This window comes from Paenibacillus sp. FSL H7-0714, from assembly GCF_038003765.1.
Lineage (GTDB): Bacteria > Bacillota > Bacilli > Paenibacillales > Paenibacillaceae > Paenibacillus_AQ.
Map to the genome: position 1 here is coordinate 6,008,293 of NZ_JBBOPT010000001.1, position 25,406 is coordinate 6,033,698.

The following is a 25,406-nucleotide window of genomic DNA, read 5'->3' on the forward strand; positions in this document are numbered from 1 at the left end:
TATTGAAAATATCAGAAAGGATTCTGGAATCTAGTCCTGAGAGGATAATTACTTAGATGAAAGTCTTTATGGACTGAGCTATGGAAGCTGCGGTTTGAAATTCAGCATCACGGAAAGTGACTAGCGAAATGAGGAACATAAACGTTACAAGAACAAATATACCGAGACAAAGGTAAGAGGATACCCGCTGTGAACGAGGTCCTACCGTGATTCCCCAACTGATCAAGAAAGACCATAGGCCGTTTGAGAAGTGAAAGCATGCTGCAACGATACCGATAATGTACAGTGTCAACATCAGTGGTTGAGTCACGATATCATGCATCAGACCGCCCAGTTCTTCATGCTCTACACTACCAACTGCCACCTGAACCCGGGTTTGGAACAAATGCCAGACTATAAAGATAAAGGTAATAATTCCTGTAATACGTTGCAGCGTATAACGCCAGTTTCTTTCAATGTTGAAACGGTTCAAGTTCGGCTTGGATTGATAGGCAATATACAGTCCATATACGCCATGGTACAGCAGAGGTAGCCATATACCGAACAATTCCAGGAAGAAGACAAGCGGCAGGCTGTTCAGCCATATCACGCTGTCAGTGAAACCGGAAGCGCCACCCTCTACAGCCGCAAAATTCGTCATCATGTGCTCAATGAAGAAAGCTCCAAGCGGGATAACGCCTAGCAAGGAATGAATCTTTCTGGAATAAAATCCTTTCATACAAAGTAACCCCTTTCCGATTAAAACAGCGTTTTCATTATTGTGTATTCACCGCCGGAACTACATTTGACACAGGATAACGTAGACTATGTCATGACAAAACGTCTATATTTACCGCTATCCTTGGTTTCCCGGACTTTGTTTTCTTTTTCACAAAATGTGAATATCTTGTGTCACTTTTCATGTTACTCCTTTTTCCCTTATAAGGGAATTGCAATCTAATTATTAAACGTTATACAATAAACGCATAAGAATAGATTTTATATGATAATAATTCTCATTTAGAGAAACAACATTTTCCGACAAATCTTTTATTTCCTTATGGAGCAAGAAGTATTGTCTTCATGGCTATGAATTTCGTCACTACTGTTTATAGATTGCACTACGAGAGGAACATAAATATGTTTGACGATTTAGATGTTTTTGCAGCGGTTGTGGAGCACTCCAGCTTGAATCGGGCCTCCCGCCAGCTCAATCTGTCCCAACCTGCCCTATCTCGTAAAATCTCCAAGCTGGAAGAACGACTGGGTGTCGCGCTATTTAATCGTTATGGCAAGCGTCTGGAGTTAACCGAGGTTGGGCGTCTTACTTATTCCTACGCACTTGAACAACGGCAGCAGCGCTCTAAATTTCTGGAGGCATTGTCAAAATACAAAGAAGGCGAGCCTAAGCTCGTCACCTTAGGGGCGTCACTTACCTCACTGCAGACCACTCTGCCTCCACTAGTAAACGCATATATGGAGAAATACCCAACTGCGGAGCTGAAGCTAATCACAGGCCGAACACATGAAATTGTCTCCTCTGTCAGTGAAGGAAAGTCAGATATAGGTCTGATCGCTTCCTCTATTCAAGAACCTGGACTGCGCTGCATTTCTCTGTTTGAGGATCAGCTTCGACTGGTTGTTTCTGAGCATCATCCTCTGAATCAATCTACCAAGCTAACCATGGATGATCTGTCCCGACTGCCTATGATCCTGTTCTCCAAAGGCACCTGGTACCGACGTCTAACAGACGATCTGTTCCAGCGCTGTGGAATTGATCCAGACGTTCGGATGGAGATTGACTCCTTCGAAGCCATCGTGCGGCTGCTGCCGACAGTCAATGTGGCAGCGTTACTGCCCAAGTCTTATCTGCGTCCGCAGCTGTTAAACGGCGGTGGGCTGGTCTCTCTGCATATTAAGGAGCTGGAGCAGACTCAGCGAACTACCTGCCTGATTTACCGTGACGATGGGAGCCTGAGCACAGCGGCCCGCAGCCTCGTGCAGGTCACAGAAGAGATGTTTCTGACGGAACGAGAGAAATAGTACATACCTCTGCGTGCAGCCTTAATTAAAAAAGCCCTCCGTCCCATGTAAAGGACGGAGGGCTTATCTATTTAATCTTGGTTTACAACTTCATCCTCAAATCGATCAATACTTTCATTAGAACCAATGAGTACCATAACGTCGCCCTCACTCAAATGATCATGTGCCGTTGGAGCCACTATAATTCCACTTTCCCGGTTCAGGGCAACAATACTGCAGCCATATTTCGCTCTTGTATTTAAATCTGACAAGCTTTTCCCGTTCATGCAAGACGGAACGGTTAGCTCGACGATTTTATAATCCTTGGACAGTTCAATATAATCCAGCAAATTGGGTGTCACGAGCTGATGTGCCACACGAATGCCCATATCCCGCTCCGGAAAAATAACCCGGTCCACGCCCAGCCTGGACAACGCACGACCATGAAGGATCGAGATCGCCTTGGCTACTACTTGCTTGACTCCAATCTCTTTTAACAAAATCGCCGCCAGAATACTTCGTTCCATATTGTCGCCAATCGCTACAATCCCACAGTCAAAGTTCCGTACGCCGAGCGAGCGCATAATTCCTTCATCTGTAGCATCAGCCACTACCGCATGCGTCAGGTGATCGCTCATTTCCTCCACACGCTCCTCATGGTGATCAATACCGAGCACCTCGTAGCCCATTTCCATCAGCTCAAGTGCAAGGCTTGAGCCAAAGCGGCCTAAACCGATTACTACAAATTGCTGTGCTTTCATTTCGGATTAACTCCTATCCAATAATTATTTTACCTTCTGGGTGCTTATACAATGGTTTACCCTGTTTTGGTCCAAGCGCATACACTAATGTCAATGGACCTAGCCGACCCGCAAACATCGTCAGACAGATCAGAATCTTGCCGAAGATAGAAAGTTCAGGTGTCAGGCCCATGGTTAGTCCCACCGTGGCAAAAGCTGAGGTCGTCTCAAATAATATCGCTAAGAAATTACTATCCTCTGTTGTGGACAGTAACATCGACACCGTGAGGACCAATAGCAAAGCGAGTAATGTTAGCGTCAACGCTTTATAGATACGCTCTTGCGCCAATCGGTAACGGAACAGTACAACATCTTCACGTCCGCGCAGCATCGCGATTACTGCACCAATCATAATCGTAAAGGTTGTTGTCTTAACCCCGCCACCTGTTGATCCAGGAGATGCACCAATAAACATAAGAATAACCATAAAGAACTGCGAGGCTTGCCGCAGTCCGGCAATATCCACCGTATTGGCGCCAGCGGTTCGGGGCGATACCGACTGAAAGAATGCCGATAATATTTTGCCGCCGAAATTTAAATTCCCCAGTGTGCGCTGATTCGTAAATTCAAATATAAAAATAACCAAAGCGCCGATAAGAATAAGCCCTGCAGTGGTGGAGAGTACAACTTTGCTATGCAAAGATAATTTACGTTTGACACGAAACTCCACCAGATCCGACATGACAATAAAACCAATACCGCCAGAGACAATCAGAAACATCACCACGATGTTCACTAGCGGGTCATATACATAATCGGTTAAACTCCGGAAATCCCCGAAAATATCAAATCCAGCATTATTAAACATAGACACCGCATGAAATATTCCAAAATAAATGGCCTTTCCCAGTGGCATATCAAACGCCCAGCGTATGGACAGAAGCACCGCTGCACAGCCTTCGATGACCAAGGAATAAATAAGTACTCTCCGGATCAGTCGAACAATCCCCTCCATAGAGCCTTGGTTCATTGCTTCCTGAAGGATCAGTCTGTCCCGCAAGGAAATTTTGCGTTTCATCATCATGGCAAATAAGGTCGCCATTGTCATAAACCCTAAGCCACCAACCTGGATAAGCACCATAATTACGGTTTTCCCAAAAATGGTGAATGTCGTCCCGGTGTCCAGCACCACAAGTCCTGTCACACAGGTGGCAGATGTTGCAGTAAACAACGCATCAATAAAACTAACAGCATTCCCGCTGGTACTTGAAATGGGAAGCATAAGCAGCAAGGCTCCAATCAGAATGATCGATGCAAAACCAAGCACCATAATCTGAGGCGGAGAGAGCTTCAGGAACTTTGATTCAGAAACCCTGCGAAACTGTGAAGCCACTACGCTCACCCTCTTATCAAAATTTAAAGAATTCCAACAAAAAAAGCACTGGAAAACCAATGCTACCCTTGGTTCCTGCAGTAAATTAGCCTACGAGGTTAGCTGACGGATTCGGACTGTGCAGGCTGCCCTATTCGTTCCTAGAACGAAATTCACCCCTGATGAATAAAGACAACGCCTATGGCGTATACTCATCTTTTCATTACTTCTTATGGTTCCCCCGTTTTCACCTGAAATTCGGCTATATACAATTGCATACAAATTATATATGTTATTTCGATAAATCACAAAGACACTATTAATGGTGATTCATATGAAAAATGCGGTTTGGAGAGGATGTACCACTAAGAGTGCCTTTTCTCATCACTTTTCCGTGTTTTCCCTGCAATTGCATCGATTTTCATGAAAAATGAAGAAATAATCACCTTAAATTCATGGTATATATTCAGCTACCTATTCTATAATATCTCTATTACCCATAAAAAGAATATACGATGATTTTTGTAACTATCATGGCACTAATACTATAATGGAACATAACATTGTCAGTTTACAAGGAGGCGTTACATGAATCCCGTTGGCCAGCCCTTACAGCAACGTGCCCTCTCCATGAGGCTCATCATCTCGGGCATTATCGGTCTTATTCTATTTATTATGTTTCAGATTGCTCCCTCGGTGCTAAATAGCCCTGCTGGGGAAGATACTACTGTCATCAGTAAGGCGGAAGCCCGCGACAAAGCCATATCATTCGCAGAACAAAAGCTGAACTACACCAAAGCACCAACCGATCAGTGGAATGTACTGTACGATACGGACTCTTCCTTTTATGGTTATATGTCCCGCGAGAAGCTTTTGGAGGACTATACAAAAAAGAAATTGGATCAACGATATCCTTTTGACATCTTTCGTGTAACACTTAGTCCTTCAGCGGAACAAGAGCCACTGATCTCTGTTGACCTCAATATGTATACTGGTGCAGTTGTCGCTTTCACACAAGGTGCAGAAGGATCAGGTACCGGATTACCAAACAATGTATCCACCAGTGCAAAAGAAGAGGACAAGGGTACTACCTTATCACTTGCACAAAAAGAAAATCTTGCCCGTCCCTGGCTTCAGGAATGGGATGTAAATCCCGCCAAGCTACAAATTGAATCGAATACGGGAAACTACGGGCTCGTGTATACAGATCGTTCCGTTCAGATCGGCGAATCCTTACTACACTATTATTTCGATTTCACTGGCGAACAGGTATCCAGCTTTAAAGCAGGATTCACCGCTCCAGCCTGGCATACCACCTATGTAAAGGACCAGACCTCTCTCGCGGAAAAGTTTACTTTATTCGGCTACGGTTTGCCTACTTTAGCTTTAGGAATTCTGGCACTCATCTACAGCATACTTAGAAGAGAACATACCTCCTTTAAGCGTGGAATATTCCTAAGCTCAGCTTATTTTGTAATCATGATGATCAGCACCTATAATATGCTCCCTGAATCCTCAGGCGAAGGACTCGAGGCTCAGATAACTTCCGTCATAATGTTCATCATTTATGCCTTATATAGCCTCCTAATGTCTTCCCTGCTCTATTTTTCTTTAGTTGGAGGGGACGGCCTATGGAAAAAAGAAGAGGGGATGAACCCATGGCCTCGTGCTAAAGAGCCTGGCTATGGAAAATATGTTCTGGATAGTATCCGGGCTGGATACGTCTGGGCATTCGTGCTGCTAGGGGTGCAGACCCTTATGTTCATCGTATTATCACTTACCTTGCAGAACTGGTCCACTACTGACGCTACTCAATCTCCTTACAACATGAGATATGCTTGGCTGCTGCCCATCGTTGCATGGCTCGCTGGTTTATCCGAGGAAGCCATTTATCGTTTTTTCGGAATTCCTATGTTGAAAAAAGTATTCCGAAGCACGTTCATTGCTTGCCTGATCACCACGCTGGTTTGGGCGTTTGGCCATACGCTGTATCCGATCTACCCCATCAGTTCCCGTCCTATTGAGCTGACCGTGATTGGTTTGCTCTTTAGCTATATTTTCCTTCGTTACGGCTTTATTGCCGTCATGTTCAGTCACGTCGTGTTTGACAGCATTCTGATGGGCGCTACGCTGATCTTTATGAAGGAAAGCGTGAATGTAGGGGCTGGTATCTTCGCGATTATCATGCCGTTCATAGTCGCCTACATCGTCTATCGGTTTAATCCACCGCAAAAATCAGAACCTAAGCCGGTTGAACCTACATCTGTAATTTAAACCTATAATTAAAAAAGGTGTCACAGCAGAAAACTGCTGTGACACCTTTTTTATATTTACGTATACATCATTCCAGTATTTCGAATGCCTATGTCGCTGGCTCTTCATCCTTGAGCGCCTCAAGAATTTGACTAGCCAGCTTTTCGCCAATAGAAAGTGATTTAAAATCTTCTATGGAGGCTTCTTTAATTTTCTTTAGCGATCCGAAATGCTTAAGCAGCGCCTTGCGCCGCTTCTCGCCTATACCTGGTATGGAGTCCAGTTTAGAAGTAACCATGGACTTCCCACGTTGTTCACGGTGGAAGGTGATGGCGAATCTATGCACCTCATCCTGAATCCGTTGCAACAGATAAAATTCCTGACTATCCCGAGCCAAAGCGACAGGTTCTGGCGGATCTCCAACCAAAAGCTGAGCCGTCTTATGCTTATCATCCTTGACGAGACCACAGACCGGAATGAATAACCCCAGCTCGTTCTCCAGAATATCAATAGCTGAGGATATCTGCCCTTTACCACCATCGACTACGATAAGATCTGGTATCGGCAGGTTCTCTTTCAGCACCCGTTCATACCGCCGCCGGATGACCTCGCGCATCGTTCCATAATCATCCGCACCCACCACCGTACGAACCTTATATTTACGATACTCTTTTCGTGCGGGCTTGCCATCAATGAAGACAACCATCGCAGAAACCGGATTAGTCCCTTGAATATTCGAGTTATCGAACGCCTCGATCCGGCTTAAGCGTTCGAGCCCCAAGCTCTCGCCTAAGCTCATTGCAGCACCAGAGGTACGTACTTCATCTCGTTCAATAAGCCGGAACTTCTCGTCGATTGCGACTGTAGCATTTTGGCAGGCCATACCGACCATCTGCTTCTTGAGGCCACGCTGTGGCACTAGCACTTTGGTGCCGAGCCACTCCTGTAGAATAGAGGCGCCACCTGCAGCATCAACGACACCTGCTGCTGATGCTTCCGCAGCGGCCATTTCACGGGCCTCAACTTCTTCAGGCGATTCGGGGGTCTCTTCCCCCTTTTGTAGATCTTCTTCGGCTGGAGCAGCAATGACAATCGCCGGTTTAGCTTCTTTATCAACCACTGCTTCCTCGTCAAGCACATCCGGCAGAAGAATCTCCTGCGGCAGAGCAGGATTATCACTGTAATACTGCGTCACATAAGACATAAAGTCACTGTAGGCTTCCCCATAGAACGGAAAGACAGAGGAGTGGCGCTGAATCATCTTCCCTTGTCTCATGTACAGAATCTGTACACACATCCATCCCTTGTCTACCGCATAACCAAATACGTCACGATCCTTAGTATCTGTGGTGTTAATCTTTTGTTTCTCCATCAATGCATCAATATGGATAATCTGATCCCGCAGTTCCTTCGCCCGTTCAAAATATAATTCCTCAGCAGCTTCCTGCATCTTCTGCTGTAGATCCTTTTTAACCGCATCATGACCTCCGCTCAGAAAAGCAGCGATATCTTGCGTAATCTGCTCATACTCGGACTTCTGCACTTCCTTCTCACACGGCGCCAAGCATTGGCCCATGTGATAGTAAAGACAGACTTCCTTTGGCATTACGCCACATTTACGGAGCGGATACATACGATCGAGGAGCTTTTTCGTTTGCTGTGCAGCATAACCATTAGGATAAGGGCCGAAATATTTTGCTTTATCTTTAATCACCCGGCGTGTGACTTCAAGCCGAGGGTGAGTTTCATTCGTTAATTTGATATAAGGAAATGTCTTATCGTCCTTCAGAAGTACGTTATAACGCGGCATATGCTTCTTAATCAGATTGCACTCGAGAATGAGCGCTTCCATGTTACTGGACGTAACAATATATTCGAAATCAGCAATGTTAGCGACAAGCCGCTGAGTTTTACCATTATGACTGCCTGTAAAATAAGAGCGAACCCGGTTCTTAAGCACCTTCGCCTTACCCACATAAATAATGGTGCCTTCTTCATTCTTCATCAGATAGCACCCGGGCAGGTCGGGTAATAGAGCCAGTTTGTTGCGGATATTGTCCAAAATGATCCCCTCCAGCTAAATTGGACCCATAATTAATTGGCATTCAGCACACAAAACGCCTCCGGAATGAACCGAAGGCGCTGAGCGGCAGGGCCGAGGCCCGAACAGTAGCATTTAACAATTATTGATGTTTAGCTACGATATTTTTCAGGGATTCTTTGGAGTTCAATCCCACAACTTTATCTACCGGTTGACCGTCTTTGAAGAAGATCAAGGTTGGGATACTCATCACGCCAAAACGGGAAGCCGTTTCCGGATTCTCATCCACATTCAATTTTGCAATCTTCACGCTGTCTCCCAGTTCTGCGGACAATTCGTCCAAGATTGGAGCAATCATCTTACAAGGACCACACCAAGGAGCCCAGAAGTCTACTACTACAGTACCTTGACCTTCCACTTCGTTACTGAAGGTTTGGTCAGACACGTTCACGATAGCCATGATATTGTTCCTCCTCTAAAGTTTTACGAAACATTACTCCACTCTAAACCAAAGCTTAGTTTATGGAAGCTGCTCCGAAAATATAAGTTAATAAATTGTTTCATGTAATATGATAACCAAATTACCACTTACCGACACAATTCCAGTATAACATATCTTTAAGGGATATGTTATATATCACATACAATTATATTGCCCTCAAACTAATTTTATTTACGTTACTCTTTTCTTTACAATCTCCCCAGCCTTTCGGTATACTCTAAGAAAGCGCATTAAATGTCAATGACTTATTTCATAATGGTCAACTCAATTTGCATCTTAACAATACAGGCATTGTCCCTGTAAGGAGGCAGAAGCTATGGATGTCAACGCGCAAGCACGGGACCCACGAGAACATATCAACGAAGAACCCCGCAATGATCTAGGCGATTTAATGAATGGATTTTTCGGAATGACTGCATTTATGACCGTTGTCTTTTTCGGCATGGTTATCATTAAGTTCATTTCGGAGTAAGGGAATCATCGCAATATAAACAGAGGCCGTCTCAAAAGTAGTGAATGCTACTTAGGGGGCGGCTTCTTTTTTTTGAGAGTAAATAAGAAAAAACAGAGAGCAACGATCCTCCAATAAAAGGAGAATCGCTGCTCTTTTGAATGTTACGGTTATGAATATTTCGAGTTTATCTAATCGTCCCCCGTTGATTCTCCCCATGCAGTGGAATAACATCCACAAAAGGAGCAATACGATCCATCAAACGTTGACCTTTATAAATCTCCTCGCCATCCTTGCTCGTAAAGCTAAGATGTTTCTCCAAACCATCGAGCGGATAATTTGAGGTATAGAAGGTTGGCTTACGGTTCATCCGATAATTCAGAATCGCACCAAGCACATGATCACGCGCCCATGGATTCAAGTTCTCCGCACCAATATCATCAAAAATAAGTAAATCGCAGTTTTTCAACGTATCTACGGTTTCCTTCATCTTCTGGCCGTCCATCATGATCGACTTCAAATCCTCGATAAAATCTGGCATATATACGATAACTCCAGTATAGCCGGCAACAGCAAGCTCATGAAGCAAGTAACACATCAGAAATGTTTTGCCTGTTCCGAAAGTCCCATGTAGATAAATCCCGCGCGAGGTCAGACCCTCTTCTTTAACGCTCGTGATATAATCAAATATTTTATTAACAGCAGAGACCCGGCGTGGATCCTTGCCCATAATATCTATTTCATCATAACCGCCATTGAGCACACGCTCGTCCACATAAAAGCTACGGATACGTTTGCGGATGCTATCCTGATTATCCTGTGCCACTTTAAGCCGGCATGCCGTCTTGCGCTCATATAAGTCCGCCGAACCATTCACGCTCTCGACCGTAAGTTTGCTAAAGTGACCAGGGAAATCATTCGGACATTTCTCTAGACCCGGACAGTTCGCACAGTGGCGGCTTTCCTCTACATATTGATACAGGCGGCTCATATGAAGCCGCAGTCGCGAATCATCTAACTCAGGATGTTCAGACTGTAATGCCTTCACAAGCGGATGATTGAATAACTCCTGTTCAAGATCGCGTTGACGCTGCCGTAGAGTTGGATTGTTAATCGAACGAAGCACATCGCCCATAGACTCCATAGTTCCACCTCTCTTTCATTACGGCGCTTGGGAAACGCCTTTTTTCTTGTTGGCTTTAATTTCTGCCGCTTTCTTCATCATCGCCGCGAATTCCTCTTCCGATACCGTTCCGGCACTTCCATCGTCCAGCACAATCGGAATTTCCGGTTTAGCGGATCGACCTGTATTTTTAGCATATGAACGTGATCGAGATCCTGCCGCCGTGTTAGTTGTAGCTCCCTTGCCTTTCACTTTGGACTGATCCCTGATATATTTTACAGCCTTTTCGTAGGTGTTCACCTGTTTAACCAGCATATTGGAAGCGATAGCCTCCACAAAATTGCGGTTCATTCGCTGTTCTCCACCTGAGGCTACCATAGTCATTAAGTAATGAATAAGTACATTGATTACTTCACCGCTTAGCTTATAGTTCAAATCTATTTTCTCGAACATATCCATCAAATGACTGGGTACTGCACCTGGGAAAAAAGTTTGAAGCAGCCGCGTATAAGGTTCGTTCCGCAGCATCATATTATATTGGTGGATGTCACATTTGGACAAAAATTGTGGTGGTACTTCTACATAATACTCCATCTCTACAGATTGCTCCGGTGGTGCTATAGAATCATCATTCTCTTCAGAGGCACTGGAACGGATGGAAACAACCTTAGCAGCAGCAACTTCACGCTTTTCTTGTCGTTTCATATCCTGCCTGAAATGCTGGCTCGCTTTATATTGCAGTGCATCCAGAATAACCTCGCCATCCGGTGAGAACACGCCATCTTCATCCAGCAGACGACATAAATCCTGCGGACTGAGTTCGTACTTATGAGCTACATAGTTAATAACACCCATTTGAGTATGGTCAAAACGCAGTTTTTCTACATGAGCCCGGTTCACGGATTCCCTTGGAAAACGCAAAATAATATCACTATATCCAATCGCTTGTTCTCCAGATTCACGCATACCAGGCTGACGCACAGTGGCTACTTCTGCAAGTGCCTGCTCCAGCTCATAATCAATGACATGTGTATTAAGTTGAAAAATATCATAAAAAGGCACGGAGATATTCTCTTTGCCTATGGATCTGCGACTCCATTCTTCTGGCTCTCGATTCCAGAATTGTTCCCGTAAGGACAGCACAGCAAATTTGCCGATTTTATCGCGTAACAGCAACGTCAAATGCTGAGTGGCAAAAAAGTCAGCTGGCGATAGCGGCGGCATAAGCTCATATTCATATAAGTAATCATCGGTTTCCGGCACATAGATTCGACAGGTCTGTAGCAGACCTACCGCTTCTAATCGGGAAGCCTGATCTATTAAATATTTGCGGCCTTTCTCATTTGGTTCAACGCCTAGCGTCATAAATAATCTGCGCTGTTGCTCCACTCCAGAATAGCCAATGCTATCTGCTGGTACATGTTCAACCAGCAAGCGATAGAAACTGATTGCAAAAGCTCCTACCATAGGCTGATACACAGAGCTAAGCATACGTCCATCTATAACACTAAGACCAAATTCGCGGGAAACGCAGTACCGATGATGTTCGGTGAAATGATGTAAGTTACTCATGCGCATCTACGGATACCCCCTTGTTTTCACGAATTCATACAGGATTCTATTCTATCATAAAAAACGTCGCCGGAAATGTAAATAAACTACCAATTCCGACTCTTTTCGCTATATAATCAGCTTTTTCATACGATTATCTACCTCTATTAAACAAGAAGAAACGGCTTCACTGTCCTCTGGAAGAGGAAGGTTCCGTTTCTCGCTGAATTTCAAAATTGATTCTTAGCGTAGAACTAAAAGCTTATATGTTCAAAAAAAACGACTCTCACATCAGAGCCGCAGGTCTTCCGATTAAATCTTTAAAACATCTTGTAACCGCCAAAGCGCAGTTTTTGAATGGTCCATCCACTCAATATAGCACCTGCAAGACCAGCGACACCAGTCAAGTAATCAACAAAGTGGAAACTGGAGAGATGCTCCCAGAGCGACATCGCGCTTCTATCCCAAATGGAATAGACTACGACGGGTAGAATAATAAGTACGAATAGATAAGCGGGAAACCAGGTTGTCTTCATTAACATGTTAAGAATAAATCCAATACCAAACATCATCACAAAGAATAAAACGGTTAGGATAAACACTGGAATAAACCCCATCTTACCGTCACTACCCCTTTCTATAAAGAAGCGCACATCTTATACGAGCTAGTAGTAAGTTTACTAGAAAAAATGTCACGAAGCAATGAACTTTATTCAAAATTAGGTCTAAAACTCTTACAACGGAATGTCATCATTTGCTCTAAGCAACTTGATTGCGATACAATGCATATAGATTAATAAATCATACATAGTCTATGATGCAGGAGCTTCGTAGCTAGTTTTACGCGACGTTATTTCAAGCGGAGCCTATGCTTCGTAAAACAAAGCGTATGCTTCCGATGCAAGTTTTACGCGATGTTATTTCAAGCGGAGCCTATGCTTCGTAAAACTTTTAAGGAGTGAGATCATGAACGAAGCCGCTATGACACTGGAAGGCTGGTATGCATTGCATGACTTCCGCTCACTGAACTGGACCGCATGGACGGCAGCAGATGATGAAGAACGTGCCGTTGCTCTGGAAGAATTACATGCTTTTATGCAAGAATGGAGTCCTGTCGAAGAAGCCAAACAAGGCAGCTCCGCGGTATATTCCATCGTTGGCCAGAAGGCCGATTTCGTAATGATGTTCTTGCGCGAAAGCTTGGAAGATTTGAACCAGCTTGAGACGGCCTTTAACAAAATCGCTTTTGCTCAATATACAACTAAAGCCTATTCCTACGTAAGTATTGTTGAATTAAGCAATTACCTTGCGGGGGGCAGCGATGGTAGTGATCCTATGCAGAATCCGCATGTTATCGCACGTCTAAAACCTGTTTTGCCGCAAGCGAGGCATATTTGCTTCTATCCAATGAACAAGAAACGCGAGCTCGCCGATAACTGGTATATGCTTGATATGGATAAACGTCGGGAGCTGATGGCTTCTCACGGATTAATCGGACGTGGTTATGCTGGTAAGGTGAAACAAATTATCACCGGCTCCGTAGGTTTTGATGATTGGGAATGGGGCGTAACCCTGTTCGCTGAAGATCCGCTACAATTCAAGAAGCTGGTTTACGAAATGCGCTTTGACGAAGTCAGTGCTCGCTACGGCGAATTCGGACCTTTCTATGTCGGCAACCTGCTGACTGAGGATTCTTTTGAAGAAATGCTTAAATTGTAATTGTAATAATAAAAAGGGTGAGTCTCCAGATCTTTATGGAGACTCACCCTTTTTAAATGCTATAACGAAGTTCCTGCTTCCTCATCTTCTTCGCTGTCATCTTCATCATCACGCAGACTTTCCAAATATTCAGCCGTAGCCCTGTCACGCGCTCGCCCTTTTTCCTTTAAGCGTTCAATGCCAGGGAGAATGAGCAGATCAATTTCCTTTTGAACAACATACGCTAGATCGTACTGATTCTGATCCTCCAGATAAGATCCAACCTCAATCAGTCCGTTATATCGGTCCAATTCTTCTCGGGTCAGCAATCCACGCACCTGCACGCTGCAGTGACGCATCTTATAAAAATCTTCCTTTTTTCAGAACCAGCGGAATCCCACCGATAATGAACAAATAGCGCATATCCACAACTTTTTTCAATTGAGCTGCAGTCCAACCCTTGTAAGTTTTGCTGCCAACTACAGCAATCCCTTGACCTTTACCTAGAGAAGCTACTGTTCCTTTATTGCTGAATGCGAATTTCTTGGGTTGTTGATTACGGATCGCAGCCACCAAATTATGTGCACAGCACTCTCCCTGTTGCATAGCAATTTGTGCCGTTGGCGGATAAGGACGTCCTTCTGGATTGATCATCAAGGAGCCGTCTCCAATAATGAAGATATTGTCTTGGCCTGGTGCACGTAAATATTCATCTACTTTCACACGTCCACGCATAGCTTCAAATCCTGCAGCTTCAATCAGACGATTCCCTCGAATTCCGCCTGTCCAGACAATTGTAGAAGCCTTAATCTCTTCGCCTGATGCCAGAATTACACCGTTTGGTAAACATTCTTTGATCGCAACGCCCATTTTGAATGTAACACCCTTCTTAGTGAGCAAGTTCATCGCATACTCAACAAGTTCTGGAGCAAATCCAGGCAGAGCTGTTGGAGCAGCTTCTATGTTATATATATTTACCATGCTTGGATCAACGTCAAATTCTTTGCACAACCCAGGGATGCGGTCAGCTAATTCGGCCACAAATTCAATTCCGCTAAAGCCGGCACCACCGACTACGAAATTAATATGCTCCTGAGCATTGTTCTCGTTCTTATATTTGGCAAATTGATACTCAATATGTTCACGAATCAAACGAACGGAGTTGATGCTCCGGATCGTCAGTGCGTATTTATCAAGTCCTGGAATACCGAATGTTTCAGGCTCTCCGCCCAAAGCAATGACGAGATAGTCATACGAAAGAGTACCATCCTCCAAAATAATCTTTTTCTGCTGGGTACGAATTTCCTGAACAGATGACTTAACGAGATCGATCTTGAATTCATCGATTAGTTTAGAAATAGACACCCGAGTGTGTTCAATACTGTCTGTACCCGCGGCAGGCATATGTAGATGGGTAGTAAAATAGTGGTACTCGTGACGGTTTACGAGCGTGACATCCGCTTCATTATAGTTCAAAGCCTTCTGTAAGCGCTGTGCGGTCAAAATACCCCCATAGCCCGCGCCTAAGATTACGATTTTGGGAATACTACTCATGTTCCGGCTCCTTCCAAGAGGTAAATCTGTCTTTGTATTTTTTATTGAAACAATGTACGGTCCTTTTTGTGAATTTATACACTTATATTTAGAAGAAATTCCAATCAAACTTAAAGGATTTCTAAATTGACCATATCCATTGTAAACCTTAGTGTACTATTAATCAAACATTAAAATACTAAAAAACGTCACATTCTTATTGTGTTCTAAAGTCTTTCTTTGCAGGTATGTGTCACAATGTTTATAATAAGAAAGAATACAAGTATGGCAAAATGAATATATCAACTCGGAGGTGTAATATCCCGTGACACAAGAGCAATCCGGCGTTCCTATGAGCGACCTTTTAATCATAGGTGGCGGTCCAGCTGGCATGTTTGCCGCATTTTACGGTGGGATGCGTCAGGCATCAGTAACACTTATTGAAAGTATGCCCCAATTGGGAGGACAACTTGCTGCACTTTATCCTGAAAAATACATTTATGATGTAGCAGGTTTTCCAAAAGTAACTGCACAAGAATTGGTTGACAACCTGACACGGCAAATGGATATGTTCCAATCGAATATCCGGCTGGAGGAGAAAGTAATTTCTGTTCAGAAACGGGACGAACGCCATTTTGTAGTTACAACCGATGTAGCAGAATATCACAGTAAAGCTATTATCATTACAGCTGGGGTAGGCGCTTTTGAACCTCGTCGTTTAGAACTGCCAGACGCAGGACGGTTTGAAAAAGCCAACCTTCATTATTTTGTAAATGATTTAAATGCCTTTAAAGATAAAAAAGTTCTGATTAGCGGTGGTGGAGATTCCGCAGTAGACTGGGCACTAATGCTGGAACCGATCGCGGAGCAAGTAACCCTGATTCACCGCCGGGATAAATTCCGTGCGCATGAGCACAGCGTAGAGAATCTAATGGCTTCCAAAGTTAACGTAATTACACCTACTGAAATTACAGAACTGCATGGTGACGAGTTTATTACTAAGGTTACCTTATCCCATATCAAGACCAAGGAAACACAAGAAATCGAAGTCGACAGTGTAATCGTCAATTTCGGATTTGTTTCCTCTCTGGGCCCCATTGCAGAGTGGGGTATCGATATTGAAGGGAACTCCATTGTCGTTGACTCACGTATGGAAACGAGTATTCCGGGAATCTTTGCAGCCGGCGATATCACCACATATCCAGGTAAGCTGAAGCTAATTGCTGTAGGATTCGGCGAAGCCCCAACGGCTGTGAATAATGCAAAAGTCTACATCGATCCGGAAGCCAAGCTTTCACCAGGACACAGTAGTAATATGAAACTCTAATTCAATCTACCACAATAAAAAAGGGTATTCTGACAGGCCTATCAATACTAGCCTATCAGGATACCCTTTTATGTTTGTGACTCGCGGTTTATTTATATGTAGCCAGCTACAAAGGTATACTTTGCGCTCTTTTAATGAAGAACCGCATGAACTGGAGAGTGTAAGTTTCGTTTGCGAATCTCAACGAGTAGAAGAGCGATGAAATCATGCTCTAGTTGCAGTTCTATCGCTCTATGGTAAGAGTCTAGAAGCATCTCATCGGACAATTCAACCATAACGTTCATCTACCTTTCCTGTATTTGGATCTAAATCTATCATATCAAACTATCATTTTTCGAACAAGCGTTCGTGTTATCCACAAGTACATGTGGAAATCCTGTGTATAATATGTGCGTAAGCGTTACAAAGGTGATAACTGCACAGTGGAATATGGGGATAATAGTTATACACAGGACTGAACCACTTGTATACAGCTAAAAATATATTTTTATTGTAAATAAATCACAATATAATTTACCCCAAAAGAACGCAACTAAACGCAATTTTATCTTACTACTCTATTATCGTCAATTCTAAAATTTTTGTTAATTTACTGAGGTCTTGTATTAACCTCCAGAATCCATATTTTACCTGAATAATCCACGGCGTAATCAAAACCCAGTTCGCCTATTCCAGGGAAATGCCGCTCCATCAGTTCGATACATACGAGCGTCAGCCTGCGCATTTCTGCTTTCTTCGCTGAGGCTTTAATTCGAGGCAAGGATCTGCGAAGTCCTTCTCGACAAGAAAGCATCGTGCCTCCTTTACATAAATTAGTTACGAACAGGCCAGGCCGGGCCAATCTTCCCACCATAGAGCGAAACTCCCAAACACCGCCATTCCTCACTACTTTGACCCGATAATCAATAGGACGCCCACCAATTCTGGCGAGAGAAATCCCCTGTTGAATCAAGTACTTACGTCTAACCTTGACGAAATGAAGCGCTCGTCGCATGGATCTAAAGTCCTTGTAAATTCGAGTTCTGTCCATATAAGTAAATCCAAAACCTCGACTATCCCGAAACACTTTAATTACACCGTAGCCTCCACCGCCAACTATTGGTTTAATAACAACATTTCCGTATCTCCGGAGCATGGCTAACAGTGAGTCAGCCGAATACACCCTCGTCATTGGTATATAATGAGAAACCCTCGCGTCACTGAGCAATGCTTCTGTCTTCAACCATTTGCTAGCCAATTGTCTTCCCGACATCGTCCTTTCCCTCCTTTCACATTCCAGCCTACCCTATACATTACTCAGAAAAGGCCCCACCCTCTTGTATGATTGTCCGTGTAGGAGGAAGCTCTTAGCAAAAAGGGCTTAGAGCTTGTATCGACAACATTCTCAACCTCGCAGGTTAGATTGCAGATTTTGTAGAACCTCATTTCTGAACATTCGACATCTAAATCGCAATGGATGAGTTCACTATAACTAGAATAATCTTCAAAATCGTTGTATTATTAATAGCGGTTACATTTTCAATTCCTACTATATAATAATGAATTAGAGGCTCGCTAAAAAACAGCGCGGGGAGGGCTCGGAATGGCTCAGTTTTTCGAGGTATTATATTGGGTGGCCATGCTTGGGATGTCCATCGTATTGGCTGGAACGACTATACTGATCTGCGCTATTGGCTTTAAATTCATTAAAGACAGGCGCAGAGCACTGGGTGCTGGCTGTATTGCCTTTTCCCTTGGAGCCGCAGGGCTCATCGTGTTTATGATTAATTACAAGTTTATTATTCCAGCCTAATTGTACGCAGGAACAAACAAAAGCCCTCTCGAGGAATTCCAACGGAGGGCTTTTGTTTGTATGTCACTCATATATCTAGCGTAAGACGGATCATATCCACTACCTTGATCCCATTTTCAACAATCTCTTCACTATAATGTCTGATAAAAAAATCTCTATCGATTCCGGTAATTCTAAATCCACATTTCTGATAAAGAGCCAGTTGTCCTACACTAGAATTCCCCGTACCCACTTCAATCGTCTTCGCACCAAGTAATCTCGCATTCTGAATCGCATGATAGACCAACTGCTTTCCTATCCCTTTACTTTGCTGATTCTCATCAACGGCTATATTTACTAGCTCCACTGTCTCAGGTCTCGTTTGTAGCAAAACATAGACACCTATAATGCAATTCTCCACTTCAGCTACAAAACATTGCCCTCTTTTTAAATACGCTTCAACAAGACTTAGGGAAGGATCGGCTAATAACAACAAATGTAAGGGTGGTTGTTCTTCTGCATTTAATTTCCTAATTAGCATGCTTAGAGCTCCTTGTGATGACTTTTGTCATTGAGAATAAAAAACGCCTCCAAGCCCGTGTTGTAGAACTCAACATGGGGCTTGAAGGCGTAACGTCGCGATTAGCAAGGCTCTTCGTTCGGTTTTCCTGCATCCGTAGCTGTACGGAAGCTTGAGCCACAGCCACAGGTTGCAGTAGCGTTCGGGTTATTAATGGTGAAACCACCTGTCATGCCGGATTCTTCAAAATCAATTTCGAGACCATCAAGGTAACGAAGATTCTCTTTCTCCACGACAACCTTCATTTCTTGGATGTCCATATATACGTCCTGATCGGTTTCATTATCATCAAAGCCCATAGCGTAAGAGAATCCACTGCAACCACCGGGCGTTACTCCAATACGGAGGAACATGTTCGGCACTTCTTGTTCAGCAAGCATCACCTTTAATTGTTCTGCTGCCTTTTCGCTAATATTAATCATGATCATATCCTCCTATAAATTAACTTACTTCAACAGAAAAACTTATGTTTAAGGGACCTTCCGGTCAAAAATTACTTTCTTAAAAATATATACTTAATAAACTCAGTATAACCGACTATTCCATTACCCTCAAGTCACAACTGCCTTATGCCTGACCTGCCGCACCAAAATAAACCATCCATATCCAGCTGTTGATCCCCTTATAAGAGAGGTTTATAATAAGGAAGGCAAACATAAGTAAAAATTCGGAAATTTGTCACGGAGGATAACCCTCCGCTTTATTTTCATGAATGAACAGCTACCATCTGGGTAAGTCTGGGAATTATCTGCGGGCAATGGACCCCGTAAAACTTTCAGGAGGAATTCATAATATGTCTACTCTTTTCACCCCCCAAACAGACGCCCGAATGATGAACATTATTGAAAAAGTTCGCGGCGACGAAAGATTGAATTTAGAAGATGGCGTTTATTTATATCAGAGTAACGACCTACTTACGATTGGCCAATTAGCAAATGAAGTCAATCTCGCAAAGAACAACAACAGGGTATATTTTATCGAAAACATGAGTCTATATTTCACCAATGTTTGCGAATCTCACTGTGCATTCTGCAATTTCCGCAAAGATGACGGAGAAGAGGGAGCTTATACCCTTTCCGGTCAGGAAATGGTGCAATATGTCGAACAGCATATTCATCCAGGTGTGCGCGAATTTCATATCGTCGGCGGACATAATGACAAGGTTCCTTTCCAGTATTACGTGGATTCTTTAAAAGCCTTGAATGAACGTTTTCCTGAGGTAACCTTAAAAGCATACACTGCAGCCGAAATCGATTTTTTCACCCGAATTAGCGGGTTGAGTATTCGTGAGGTGCTGGAACAGCTGCGTGCTGCTGGACTTAAGACGCTTACCGGTGGTGGCGCAGAAATATTATCCGATCAATACCGTAAAAAAATGCGTGTAGATAAGGCTAATGTGGAAGAATACCTAGAAGTTCACCGGACAGCACATCAGCTTGGCATGAAGACCCATACGACTATGCTCTACGGCTCGATTGAATCTCATGAGGATCGTATCCGGCATATGATGCAGATTCGTGATCTACAGGATGAAACCAATGGCTTTATGGTATTCATTCCATTATCTATGCAGCCTAAGAACAAGAATGCAGGAATTATGCGCCGCAACTCCGCTTATGAGGATCTGAAGACGATTGCGATCAGCCGATTGATGCTGGATAATTTCGATCACATCAAAGCTTACTTTATTAATATCGGTCCTCAGCTTACACAGGTTGCACTGAACTTCGGTGCTTCTGACGTACATGGTACTATTCTTAAAGAACGCATTAGCCATGCGGCTGGTGCCTTAACACCTGAAGGCCTCACTCGCGATGAATTGATCTGGTTAGTAAAAGGTGCTGGACGAATTCCAGTAGAACGCGACACGTTCTACAATGCGATAAAGGTGTACGAATAAAAGACTACCTTAGATCCGTTATCCTATATTGGAAAGGAAGTTCGGTCAGCATGAGAACACTACTCGTTCTGGGCGGCGGCTATGGCGGCTTGGCCCTAATTCAAGAATTGCTCAATAATCACCTTCCACAGGATATTGAAATTATCTTAATTGACCGAATGCCTTATCAAGGAATCAAAACGGAATATTATGCGCTTGCCGCAGGTACAGTAACTGACTATCACTTGCGGATCCAGTTTCCGGTTCATCCCCGTCTCACTATCCGTTACGGTGAGGTGAGTTCCATTGATTTGGAGAGTAGAATCGTTACAATGGAGCCTGACGAGACTGTGTCTTATGACATACTTGCCATTGCACTAGGTTGTACCGATAATTACCATAACATCCCTGGAGCTGATCAATATACTTGCAGTATCCAGACCTTTGCAGGGACACGCGAAACTTACCAACGTTTAAACGATGTGAAGCCTTATGGAACTATAAACATTGTAGGCGGAGGACTAAGTGGAGTGGAATTGGCGGCAGAGCTTCGGGAGAGCCGACCAGATCTTAATATTGCTATTCTGGATCGCGGTGAACGTGTCTTATCTGCCTTCCCTGCGAAGCTGTCACAGTACGTGGAGGAATGGTTTCACCACCATCAAGTACAGACACTTGGACGTGTCTCCGTATCCCATGTAGAGAAAGATGCGCTTTTTAACGGTACAGAGGAAATTCTTTCAGATGTTACAGTATGGACCGCGGGGATCCAACCGGTGAAGGTTGTTCAGGAATTAACAGTCCCGAAGGATCGCGGAGGACGAATCATTCTGGATGAATATTATCGTGTACCTGATTATCCAGAAGTGTATGTAATTGGCGACTGTGCCAGCCTGCCATTCGCTCCAAGCGCACAAGCCGCAGGAGCGCAGGGTGAGCAGGTTGCTCAGGTTATTCAAGCCATGTGGCGCGGCGAGACCCCTAAGCTTCATCCTATTCGTCTAAAGGGTACCTTAGGCTCACTAGGCAAGAAAGCTGGATTTGGTCTGATGGGCCAACGCTCCGTCAAAGGACGGGTTCCCCGTATCCTTAAGAGCGGGGTGCTCTGGATGTCAAAACGCACTTTAGGATAAACCTAAGGGCTGCTCTTTTCCGTTATAAATACGAAAAAGAGCAGCCCTTTATTTTCCACAAAAAGCATTTAATCAAGGTCCATATTAAACCAAGCCTCTAGCTCTTTGATTTTAGTATCAATTTTCTTTTCTAGCTCGTCAACAGTATCTGCTGCAACGATGTCCCCTTCAACCATGGCAAACGGGGTTAAATAACATTCCCCACAATTGTTCAGGCATCCGTATTCGATCACATCGTAATCTGGATTTTCCTCCAACTTATGCATTAGCTTGTCTGTTCCGTGACCCATGTTACTGGCACAAAATTCAATAATTGGTCTCATGATGATCTCCCTATTCCGCCTAACCATTTTATTTTTTAACTTTTTGTACTATAATGAACTTACGAAAGGAGTGATTGAGAAATGAGTGAGAATGCACAAAGCACCGAAATGTATGATGAAGTATTGGAAGTGCTGGATAAGCTTCGTCCGTTCCTGCAACGCGATGGCGGCGACGTTGAACTGGTCGATGTAGAAGACGGCATCGTTAAGTTGAAACTTATGGGTGCCTGCGGCAGCTGCCCAAGCTCCACGATCACCTTGAAAGCCGGGATTGAACGCGCCCTTCTTGAAGAAGTAGAAGGCGTACAAGAAGTTATGCAAGTATTCTAATCCCATTCAATATCATTCCCGATCCTCCTCTTCAGGAGATCGGGATTTTCTTATTATAGAGGATTTACACTTCCCCTACAACATACAGCATAAAACCCGCATGCCATTAGGCAGCGGGTTTTATGCTGTATTAGAGATTAAGTCAGCTTTCTGTCTTAAAATGCTGGAATGATCGAGCCTTTGTACTGTTCTTCAATAAAAGCTTTAGCTTCTGGAGAATTCAGTGCAGCGGCAAGCTTTTTGATTGCATCAGATTCTTTATTGTCAGGACGAGCTACAAGGATGTTAGCATAAGGGGAATCCGTACCCTCAATGAACAAAGCATCTTTAGTAGGAACTAGGTTAGCTTCCAAAGCATAGTTAGTGTTAATCAAGGCAAGATCTACTTCATCCAATTGACGACCTAACATTGCTGCATCTAGCTCGATGATTTTAAGGTTTTTCTTATTTTCAGTGATATCTGCTTGGGTAGATGTGATGTTGGTATCATCTTTCAAAGAAATCAGTCCATTTTTGGCAAGCAAGATCAGTGCACGACCACCGTTTGTAGCATCATTCGGGATGGCTACTTTCGCACCATCAGCCAGCTCGTCGATGGATTTGATTTTTTTGGAATAAGCACCAAAAGGTTCAACGTGAACGGCTGTAACAGAAACTAGATCCGAACCGTTCTTTTGATTCTGGTCATCCAGGTAAGGTTGATGTTGGAAGAAGTTAGCATCCAGATTCTTCTCTGAAAGCTGAACGTTTGGTTGAACATAGTCAGTGAATTCTTTGATTTCTAATGTAATTCCTTGCGCTTCAAGCAATGGAGCAATAGCTTTTAGGATCTCAGCGTGTGGAACAGGTGAAGCACCAACCACCAATTTTACAGGTTCTGCAGATGACTCAGTTGCAGCACCATCTTTTGGTGCATTAGTAGCAGCCGAGTTAGAAGCATTATTGTTATTGCCGCAAGCAGCCAGCACCACAACCAGTGTCAGACTAAAAAAAGTAAGTAGTAATTTTTTCATTTTAAATCCCCCTCTTATCCTTGGTATTTGTATGAATAAGGCTATATATGGACGTACCTTATTTCCGTGTGAAATGTCGTACTAGTCGATCACCGGCCATTTGTAGCAGTTGCACCAGTATGACCATTAAGACTACAGAGATAATCATAACTTCCTTCTCATATCGGTAATATCCGTAACGAATCGCTAGATCCCCTAGCCCGCCGCCGCCTACCATCCCGGACATTGCCGTATAGGAGACCAATGTAACCAGTGTGATCGTAACCCCAGCGAGCAGACCTGGACGAGCCTCTGGCAAAAGAACACGCATAACGATCTGATTCGTGGATGCTCCCATCCCTTGCGCCGCTTCGATTACTCCACGATCCACTTCTCTTAATGCCGTTTCCACCAAGCGAGCAAAGAATGGAGCTGCACCAATCACGAGCGGTGGAATCGTACCAAGTACTCCAATGGAGGTTCCAACGATGGTTTTGCTAAAAGGAATTAAAGCCACCATCAAAATGATAAACGGTACGGAACGCAAGATGTTTACAAAGAATGATAAGACCGAGTAAATTACTCTGATTACTATACTATTCGATCTTCCCCATAAATACAATAGAATTCCGAGTGGTAAACCAAGAATAATTGTGAACAATCCAGAGAATATTAACATTTGCAAGGTAGCAACTGTAGCATCCATCATTTCTTGCCAGTTTAAGTCTGCGAAATTCATTACGAAATCACCTCCACTTCAAGGCCTTGAGCGGTTAGTTCGGCTATCGTCACAGCGATCGCTTCAGCTGGACCTTCGAACCGAACAATCATTTGTCCATAAGGTACGTCTTTTATCGTTGAGATGGTACCATGCAGAATGGCGAAGCTAACACCTGTCTCACGTACTACATTGGAAAGTGCAGAGCCGTAGGTCTTCTCTCCGAAAAAAGTAATTTTGACGGCCTGAGAGTTGTCCCCAGCAGCAGCGTCAAGCGCCGTACGAAGGGGTCCCTCATTCTGTGATTCACTGCGAATGAAATCGCGAGTGACCTCATGCTGCGGCTTCAGGAATACCTCCGTGACTTTACCTTGCTCAACGATACCACCACCATGAATGACCGCAACACGGTCGCAAATGCTCTGAATCACGTGCATTTCGTGAGTGATCAGCACAATAGTCAGATGGAACCGTTTATTAATATCGAGCAATAGCTTAAGAATAGAGTCTGTCGTTTGTGGATCAAGCGCAGAGGTTGCCTCGTCACACAGCAGCACATCAGGGTCGCTGGCAAGTGCCCGAGCGATGCCGACTCGTTGCTTTTGTCCTCCTGATAATTGAGACGGATACTTATCCTGGTGTTCTTCAAGCCCAACTAGAGCAAGCAGTTCTTTCACTTTTGCATCAATATCTGCTCTCGAGGTACCTGTGAGTCGTAGAGGAAAAGCAATATTATCATATACAGTCGCAGAAGATAGCAGATTGAAATGTTGAAAAATCATTCCTATCTTGCGCCGCTGCTCCTGCAGCTGACCTTGAGTAAGCTTGGTTAGTTCAATGCCATCTACCCAAACTTCCCCTTCTGTCGGACGCTCCAACAGATTAATGCAACGGATCAATGTACTTTTCCCCGCTCCAGAATGGCCAATAACTCCGAATATTTCACCTTTTTCGATAGACAAATTCAATCCGGAAAGTGCTGTAGCCGCATGGCTGCCTTTTCCATATACCTTTGTTATTCCTTTTAGATTAATCAACGCTCGTCGCCCCCTTTATAATTCACTTATTCCATACAAAAAAACCTCCGA

At 43.8% G+C, this 25,406-nt stretch carries 27 protein-coding genes and 1 riboswitch; of the genes, 9 read left to right on the forward strand and 18 right to left on the reverse strand.

Going from position 1 to position 25,406, the window contains the following annotated elements; all coding sequences use genetic code 11:
• Positions 1–52: 52 nt before the first annotated feature.
• The gene (locus NST34_RS26945) at positions 53–718 is read right to left on the reverse strand and encodes a succinate dehydrogenase cytochrome b558 subunit (protein WP_042130879.1); all 666 of its coding nucleotides are present in this window, start codon (positions 716–718) and stop codon (positions 53–55) included.
• Between the two features lie 401 nt (positions 719–1,119).
• On the opposite strand from NST34_RS26945, the gene NST34_RS26950 reads away from it, so the two are divergent.
• Positions 1,120–2,022: a LysR family transcriptional regulator gene (locus NST34_RS26950; RefSeq protein ID WP_042191552.1), complete on the forward strand. Its 903-nt coding sequence runs from the start codon at positions 1,120–1,122 to the stop codon at positions 2,020–2,022.
• A gap of 71 nt (positions 2,023–2,093) precedes the next feature.
• On the opposite strand, the gene NST34_RS26955 is transcribed toward NST34_RS26950, so the two are convergent.
• Together NST34_RS26955 and NST34_RS26960 are read right to left on the reverse strand one after the other, a co-directional pair.
• Positions 2,094–2,762, reverse strand: a complete 669-nt coding sequence (locus NST34_RS26955) for a potassium channel family protein (protein WP_042191554.1) — start codon at positions 2,760–2,762, stop codon at positions 2,094–2,096.
• A gap of 13 nt (positions 2,763–2,775) precedes the next feature.
• Entirely contained in the window at positions 2,776–4,071 is a 1,296-nt protein-coding gene (locus tag NST34_RS26960) for a TrkH family potassium uptake protein (RefSeq protein ID WP_076285327.1), read from the reverse strand.
• 134 nt (positions 4,072–4,205) lie between these two features.
• Positions 4,206–4,387, reverse strand: a riboswitch (cyclic di-AMP (ydaO/yuaA leader).
• A 314-nt stretch (positions 4,388–4,701) separates the two neighbouring features.
• On the opposite strand from NST34_RS26960, the gene NST34_RS26965 reads away from it, so the two are divergent.
• Positions 4,702–6,387, forward strand: a complete 1,686-nt coding sequence (locus NST34_RS26965) for a CPBP family intramembrane glutamic endopeptidase (protein WP_076285240.1) — start codon at positions 4,702–4,704, stop codon at positions 6,385–6,387.
• Between the two features lie 88 nt (positions 6,388–6,475).
• On the opposite strand, the gene uvrC is transcribed toward NST34_RS26965, so the two are convergent.
• Positions 6,476–8,371 carry an excinuclease ABC subunit UvrC gene (gene uvrC, locus NST34_RS26970; RefSeq protein ID WP_445667701.1) on the reverse strand — a complete coding sequence of 632 codons (1,896 nt, stop codon included), beginning with the start codon at positions 8,369–8,371 and terminating at the stop codon, positions 6,476–6,478.
• Between the two features lie 178 nt (positions 8,372–8,549).
• The gene (trxA, locus tag NST34_RS26975; protein ID WP_042130884.1) at positions 8,550–8,867 is read right to left on the reverse strand and encodes a thioredoxin; all 318 of its coding nucleotides are present in this window, start codon (positions 8,865–8,867) and stop codon (positions 8,550–8,552) included.
• Positions 8,868–9,225: 358 nt separating this feature from the next.
• Here trxA and NST34_RS26980 point away from each other — a divergent pair, with 358 nt between their 5' ends.
• Positions 9,226–9,381, forward strand: coding sequence for a YqzM family protein (locus NST34_RS26980; RefSeq protein WP_143759540.1), 156 nt, complete (start codon positions 9,226–9,228; stop codon positions 9,379–9,381).
• A gap of 166 nt (positions 9,382–9,547) precedes the next feature.
• Here the strand turns inward: NST34_RS26980 and dnaI are convergent, their stop codons facing one another.
• The 3 genes from dnaI to NST34_RS26995 all read right to left on the reverse strand — a co-directional run bounded on the left by dnaI (position 9,548) and on the right by NST34_RS26995 (position 12,651).
• Positions 9,548–10,504, reverse strand: a complete 957-nt coding sequence (dnaI, locus tag NST34_RS26985) for a primosomal protein DnaI (RefSeq protein ID WP_042191560.1) — start codon at positions 10,502–10,504, stop codon at positions 9,548–9,550.
• Positions 10,505–10,522: 18 nt separating this feature from the next.
• Positions 10,523–12,061, reverse strand: coding sequence for a DnaD domain protein (locus tag NST34_RS26990; RefSeq protein WP_042191562.1), 1,539 nt, complete (start codon positions 12,059–12,061; stop codon positions 10,523–10,525).
• Between the two features lie 293 nt (positions 12,062–12,354).
• Entirely contained in the window at positions 12,355–12,651 is a 297-nt protein-coding gene (locus NST34_RS26995; protein WP_042130887.1) for a YuiB family protein, read from the reverse strand.
• Positions 12,652–13,000: 349 nt separating this feature from the next.
• Here NST34_RS26995 and hemQ point away from each other — a divergent pair, with 349 nt between their 5' ends.
• The gene (gene hemQ / locus NST34_RS27000; RefSeq protein WP_341129129.1) at positions 13,001–13,753 is read left to right on the forward strand and encodes a hydrogen peroxide-dependent heme synthase; all 753 of its coding nucleotides are present in this window, start codon (positions 13,001–13,003) and stop codon (positions 13,751–13,753) included.
• A gap of 59 nt (positions 13,754–13,812) precedes the next feature.
• On the opposite strand, the gene NST34_RS27005 is transcribed toward hemQ, so the two are convergent.
• Together NST34_RS27005 and NST34_RS27010 are read right to left on the reverse strand one after the other, a co-directional pair.
• Entirely contained in the window at positions 13,813–14,091 is a 279-nt protein-coding gene (locus NST34_RS27005; RefSeq protein ID WP_042191567.1) for a hypothetical protein, read from the reverse strand.
• Between the two features lies 1 nt (position 14,092).
• The gene (locus NST34_RS27010) at positions 14,093–15,286 is read right to left on the reverse strand and encodes an NAD(P)/FAD-dependent oxidoreductase (RefSeq protein ID WP_042130890.1); all 1,194 of its coding nucleotides are present in this window, start codon (positions 15,284–15,286) and stop codon (positions 14,093–14,095) included.
• Positions 15,287–15,617: 331 nt separating this feature from the next.
• Between NST34_RS27010 and NST34_RS27015 the strand changes: the two genes are divergently transcribed.
• Positions 15,618–16,592 carry an NAD(P)/FAD-dependent oxidoreductase gene (locus NST34_RS27015; RefSeq protein ID WP_094877850.1) on the forward strand — a complete coding sequence of 325 codons (975 nt, stop codon included), beginning with the start codon at positions 15,618–15,620 and terminating at the stop codon, positions 16,590–16,592.
• 131 nt (positions 16,593–16,723) lie between these two features.
• Here NST34_RS27015 and NST34_RS27020 read toward each other — a convergent pair whose 3' ends face one another.
• Together NST34_RS27020 and NST34_RS27025 are read right to left on the reverse strand one after the other, a co-directional pair.
• Entirely contained in the window at positions 16,724–16,867 is a 144-nt protein-coding gene (locus NST34_RS27020) for a sporulation histidine kinase inhibitor Sda (RefSeq protein ID WP_036685584.1), read from the reverse strand.
• A 314-nt stretch (positions 16,868–17,181) separates the two neighbouring features.
• Positions 17,182–17,844 (reverse strand): YheC/YheD family protein, encoded by a 663-nt coding sequence (locus NST34_RS27025; RefSeq protein ID WP_076285243.1) that lies wholly within the window; start codon positions 17,842–17,844, stop codon positions 17,182–17,184.
• Positions 17,845–18,174: 330 nt separating this feature from the next.
• Between NST34_RS27025 and NST34_RS27030 the strand changes: the two genes are divergently transcribed.
• Positions 18,175–18,384 carry a hypothetical protein gene (locus NST34_RS27030; protein WP_042191571.1) on the forward strand — a complete coding sequence of 70 codons (210 nt, stop codon included), beginning with the start codon at positions 18,175–18,177 and terminating at the stop codon, positions 18,382–18,384.
• Positions 18,385–18,451: 67 nt separating this feature from the next.
• On the opposite strand, the gene NST34_RS27035 is transcribed toward NST34_RS27030, so the two are convergent.
• Both NST34_RS27035 and NST34_RS27040 read right to left on the reverse strand, forming a co-directional pair.
• Positions 18,452–18,904 (reverse strand): GNAT family N-acetyltransferase, encoded by a 453-nt coding sequence (locus NST34_RS27035; protein WP_076285244.1) that lies wholly within the window; start codon positions 18,902–18,904, stop codon positions 18,452–18,454.
• Between the two features lie 101 nt (positions 18,905–19,005).
• Positions 19,006–19,365, reverse strand: coding sequence for a HesB/IscA family protein (locus tag NST34_RS27040; protein WP_341129130.1), 360 nt, complete (start codon positions 19,363–19,365; stop codon positions 19,006–19,008).
• 371 nt (positions 19,366–19,736) lie between these two features.
• Between NST34_RS27040 and mqnE the strand changes: the two genes are divergently transcribed.
• Together mqnE and NST34_RS27050 are read left to right on the forward strand one after the other, a co-directional pair.
• On the forward strand, positions 19,737–20,843 hold the full coding sequence (gene mqnE, locus NST34_RS27045) for an aminofutalosine synthase MqnE (RefSeq protein WP_341129131.1): 1,107 nt from the start codon (positions 19,737–19,739) through the stop codon (positions 20,841–20,843).
• A 50-nt stretch (positions 20,844–20,893) separates the two neighbouring features.
• Positions 20,894–21,955, forward strand: coding sequence for an NAD(P)/FAD-dependent oxidoreductase (locus tag NST34_RS27050; protein ID WP_042191580.1), 1,062 nt, complete (start codon positions 20,894–20,896; stop codon positions 21,953–21,955).
• 68 nt (positions 21,956–22,023) lie between these two features.
• Here the strand turns inward: NST34_RS27050 and NST34_RS27055 are convergent, their stop codons facing one another.
• Complete coding sequence (locus NST34_RS27055) at positions 22,024–22,278, reverse strand: YuzB family protein (RefSeq protein ID WP_042191582.1); 255 nt, start codon at positions 22,276–22,278, stop codon at positions 22,024–22,026.
• Positions 22,279–22,359: 81 nt separating this feature from the next.
• Here NST34_RS27055 and NST34_RS27060 point away from each other — a divergent pair, with 81 nt between their 5' ends.
• A complete protein-coding gene (locus NST34_RS27060; RefSeq protein ID WP_042130899.1) occupies positions 22,360–22,608 on the forward strand; it encodes a NifU family protein in 249 nt (82 codons plus the stop codon).
• 155 nt (positions 22,609–22,763) lie between these two features.
• Here the strand turns inward: NST34_RS27060 and NST34_RS27065 are convergent, their stop codons facing one another.
• Genes NST34_RS27065 through NST34_RS27075 form a run of 3 tightly spaced genes read right to left on the reverse strand, consistent with a single transcriptional unit; the run spans position 22,764 to position 25,355 of the window.
• Positions 22,764–23,621: a MetQ/NlpA family ABC transporter substrate-binding protein gene (locus NST34_RS27065; protein ID WP_341129132.1), complete on the reverse strand. Its 858-nt coding sequence runs from the start codon at positions 23,619–23,621 to the stop codon at positions 22,764–22,766.
• Between the two features lie 58 nt (positions 23,622–23,679).
• Positions 23,680–24,339 (reverse strand): methionine ABC transporter permease, encoded by a 660-nt coding sequence (locus tag NST34_RS27070; protein ID WP_042191587.1) that lies wholly within the window; start codon positions 24,337–24,339, stop codon positions 23,680–23,682.
• Positions 24,339–25,355, reverse strand: a complete 1,017-nt coding sequence (locus NST34_RS27075; protein ID WP_339267032.1) for a methionine ABC transporter ATP-binding protein — start codon at positions 25,353–25,355, stop codon at positions 24,339–24,341. Before NST34_RS27075 ends, NST34_RS27070 begins: the two co-directional genes overlap by 1 nt.
• Positions 25,356–25,406: the final 51 nt, after the last annotated feature.

Bases quoted from the DNA above. Each gene is read 5' to 3' on its own strand.
- NST34_RS26980 (WP_143759540.1), top strand. From the start codon at position 9,226: ATGGATGTCAACGCGCAAGCACGGGACCCACGAGAACATATCAACGAA.
- NST34_RS27025 (WP_076285243.1), bottom strand. From the start codon at position 17,844: ATGTCGGGAAGACAATTGGCTAGCAAATGGTTGAAGACAGAAGCATTG.
- NST34_RS26965 (WP_076285240.1), top strand. From the start codon at position 4,702: ATGAATCCCGTTGGCCAGCCCTTACAGCAACGTGCCCTCTCCATGAGG.
- NST34_RS27060 (WP_042130899.1), top strand. From the start codon at position 22,360: ATGAGTGAGAATGCACAAAGCACCGAAATGTATGATGAAGTATTGGAA.
- dnaI (WP_042191560.1), bottom strand. From the start codon at position 10,504: ATGGAGTCTATGGGCGATGTGCTTCGTTCGATTAACAATCCAACTCTA.
- NST34_RS27005 (WP_042191567.1), bottom strand. From the start codon at position 14,091: ATGCGTCACTGCAGCGTGCAGGTGCGTGGATTGCTGACCCGAGAAGAA.
- hemQ (WP_341129129.1), top strand. From the start codon at position 13,001: ATGAACGAAGCCGCTATGACACTGGAAGGCTGGTATGCATTGCATGAC.
- NST34_RS27070 (WP_042191587.1), bottom strand. From the start codon at position 24,339: ATGAATTTCGCAGACTTAAACTGGCAAGAAATGATGGATGCTACAGTT.
- NST34_RS26995 (WP_042130887.1), bottom strand. From the start codon at position 12,651: ATGGGGTTTATTCCAGTGTTTATCCTAACCGTTTTATTCTTTGTGATG.
- NST34_RS27050 (WP_042191580.1), top strand. From the start codon at position 20,894: ATGAGAACACTACTCGTTCTGGGCGGCGGCTATGGCGGCTTGGCCCTA.
- NST34_RS26990 (WP_042191562.1), bottom strand. From the start codon at position 12,061: ATGCGCATGAGTAACTTACATCATTTCACCGAACATCATCGGTACTGC.
- NST34_RS26960 (WP_076285327.1), bottom strand. From the start codon at position 4,071: ATGGTGCTTGGTTTTGCATCGATCATTCTGATTGGAGCCTTGCTGCTT.
- NST34_RS26945 (WP_042130879.1), bottom strand. From the start codon at position 718: ATGAAAGGATTTTATTCCAGAAAGATTCATTCCTTGCTAGGCGTTATC.
- NST34_RS26955 (WP_042191554.1), bottom strand. From the start codon at position 2,762: ATGAAAGCACAGCAATTTGTAGTAATCGGTTTAGGCCGCTTTGGCTCA.
- NST34_RS27010 (WP_042130890.1), bottom strand. From the start codon at position 15,286: ATGAGTAGTATTCCCAAAATCGTAATCTTAGGCGCGGGCTATGGGGGT.
- NST34_RS27020 (WP_036685584.1), bottom strand. From the start codon at position 16,867: ATGGTTGAATTGTCCGATGAGATGCTTCTAGACTCTTACCATAGAGCG.
- NST34_RS27015 (WP_094877850.1), top strand. From the start codon at position 15,618: ATGAGCGACCTTTTAATCATAGGTGGCGGTCCAGCTGGCATGTTTGCC.
- mqnE (WP_341129131.1), top strand. From the start codon at position 19,737: ATGTCTACTCTTTTCACCCCCCAAACAGACGCCCGAATGATGAACATT.
- NST34_RS27035 (WP_076285244.1), bottom strand. From the start codon at position 18,904: ATGCTAATTAGGAAATTAAATGCAGAAGAACAACCACCCTTACATTTG.
- NST34_RS27030 (WP_042191571.1), top strand. From the start codon at position 18,175: ATGGCTCAGTTTTTCGAGGTATTATATTGGGTGGCCATGCTTGGGATG.
- trxA (WP_042130884.1), bottom strand. From the start codon at position 8,867: ATGGCTATCGTGAACGTGTCTGACCAAACCTTCAGTAACGAAGTGGAA.
- uvrC (WP_445667701.1), bottom strand. From the start codon at position 8,371: ATGAAGAATGAAGAAGGCACCATTATTTATGTGGGTAAGGCGAAGGTG.
- NST34_RS27065 (WP_341129132.1), bottom strand. From the start codon at position 23,621: ATGAAAAAATTACTACTTACTTTTTTTAGTCTGACACTGGTTGTGGTG.
- NST34_RS27055 (WP_042191582.1), bottom strand. From the start codon at position 22,278: ATGAGACCAATTATTGAATTTTGTGCCAGTAACATGGGTCACGGAACA.
- NST34_RS26950 (WP_042191552.1), top strand. From the start codon at position 1,120: ATGTTTGACGATTTAGATGTTTTTGCAGCGGTTGTGGAGCACTCCAGC.
- NST34_RS27040 (WP_341129130.1), bottom strand. From the start codon at position 19,365: ATGATTAATATTAGCGAAAAGGCAGCAGAACAATTAAAGGTGATGCTT.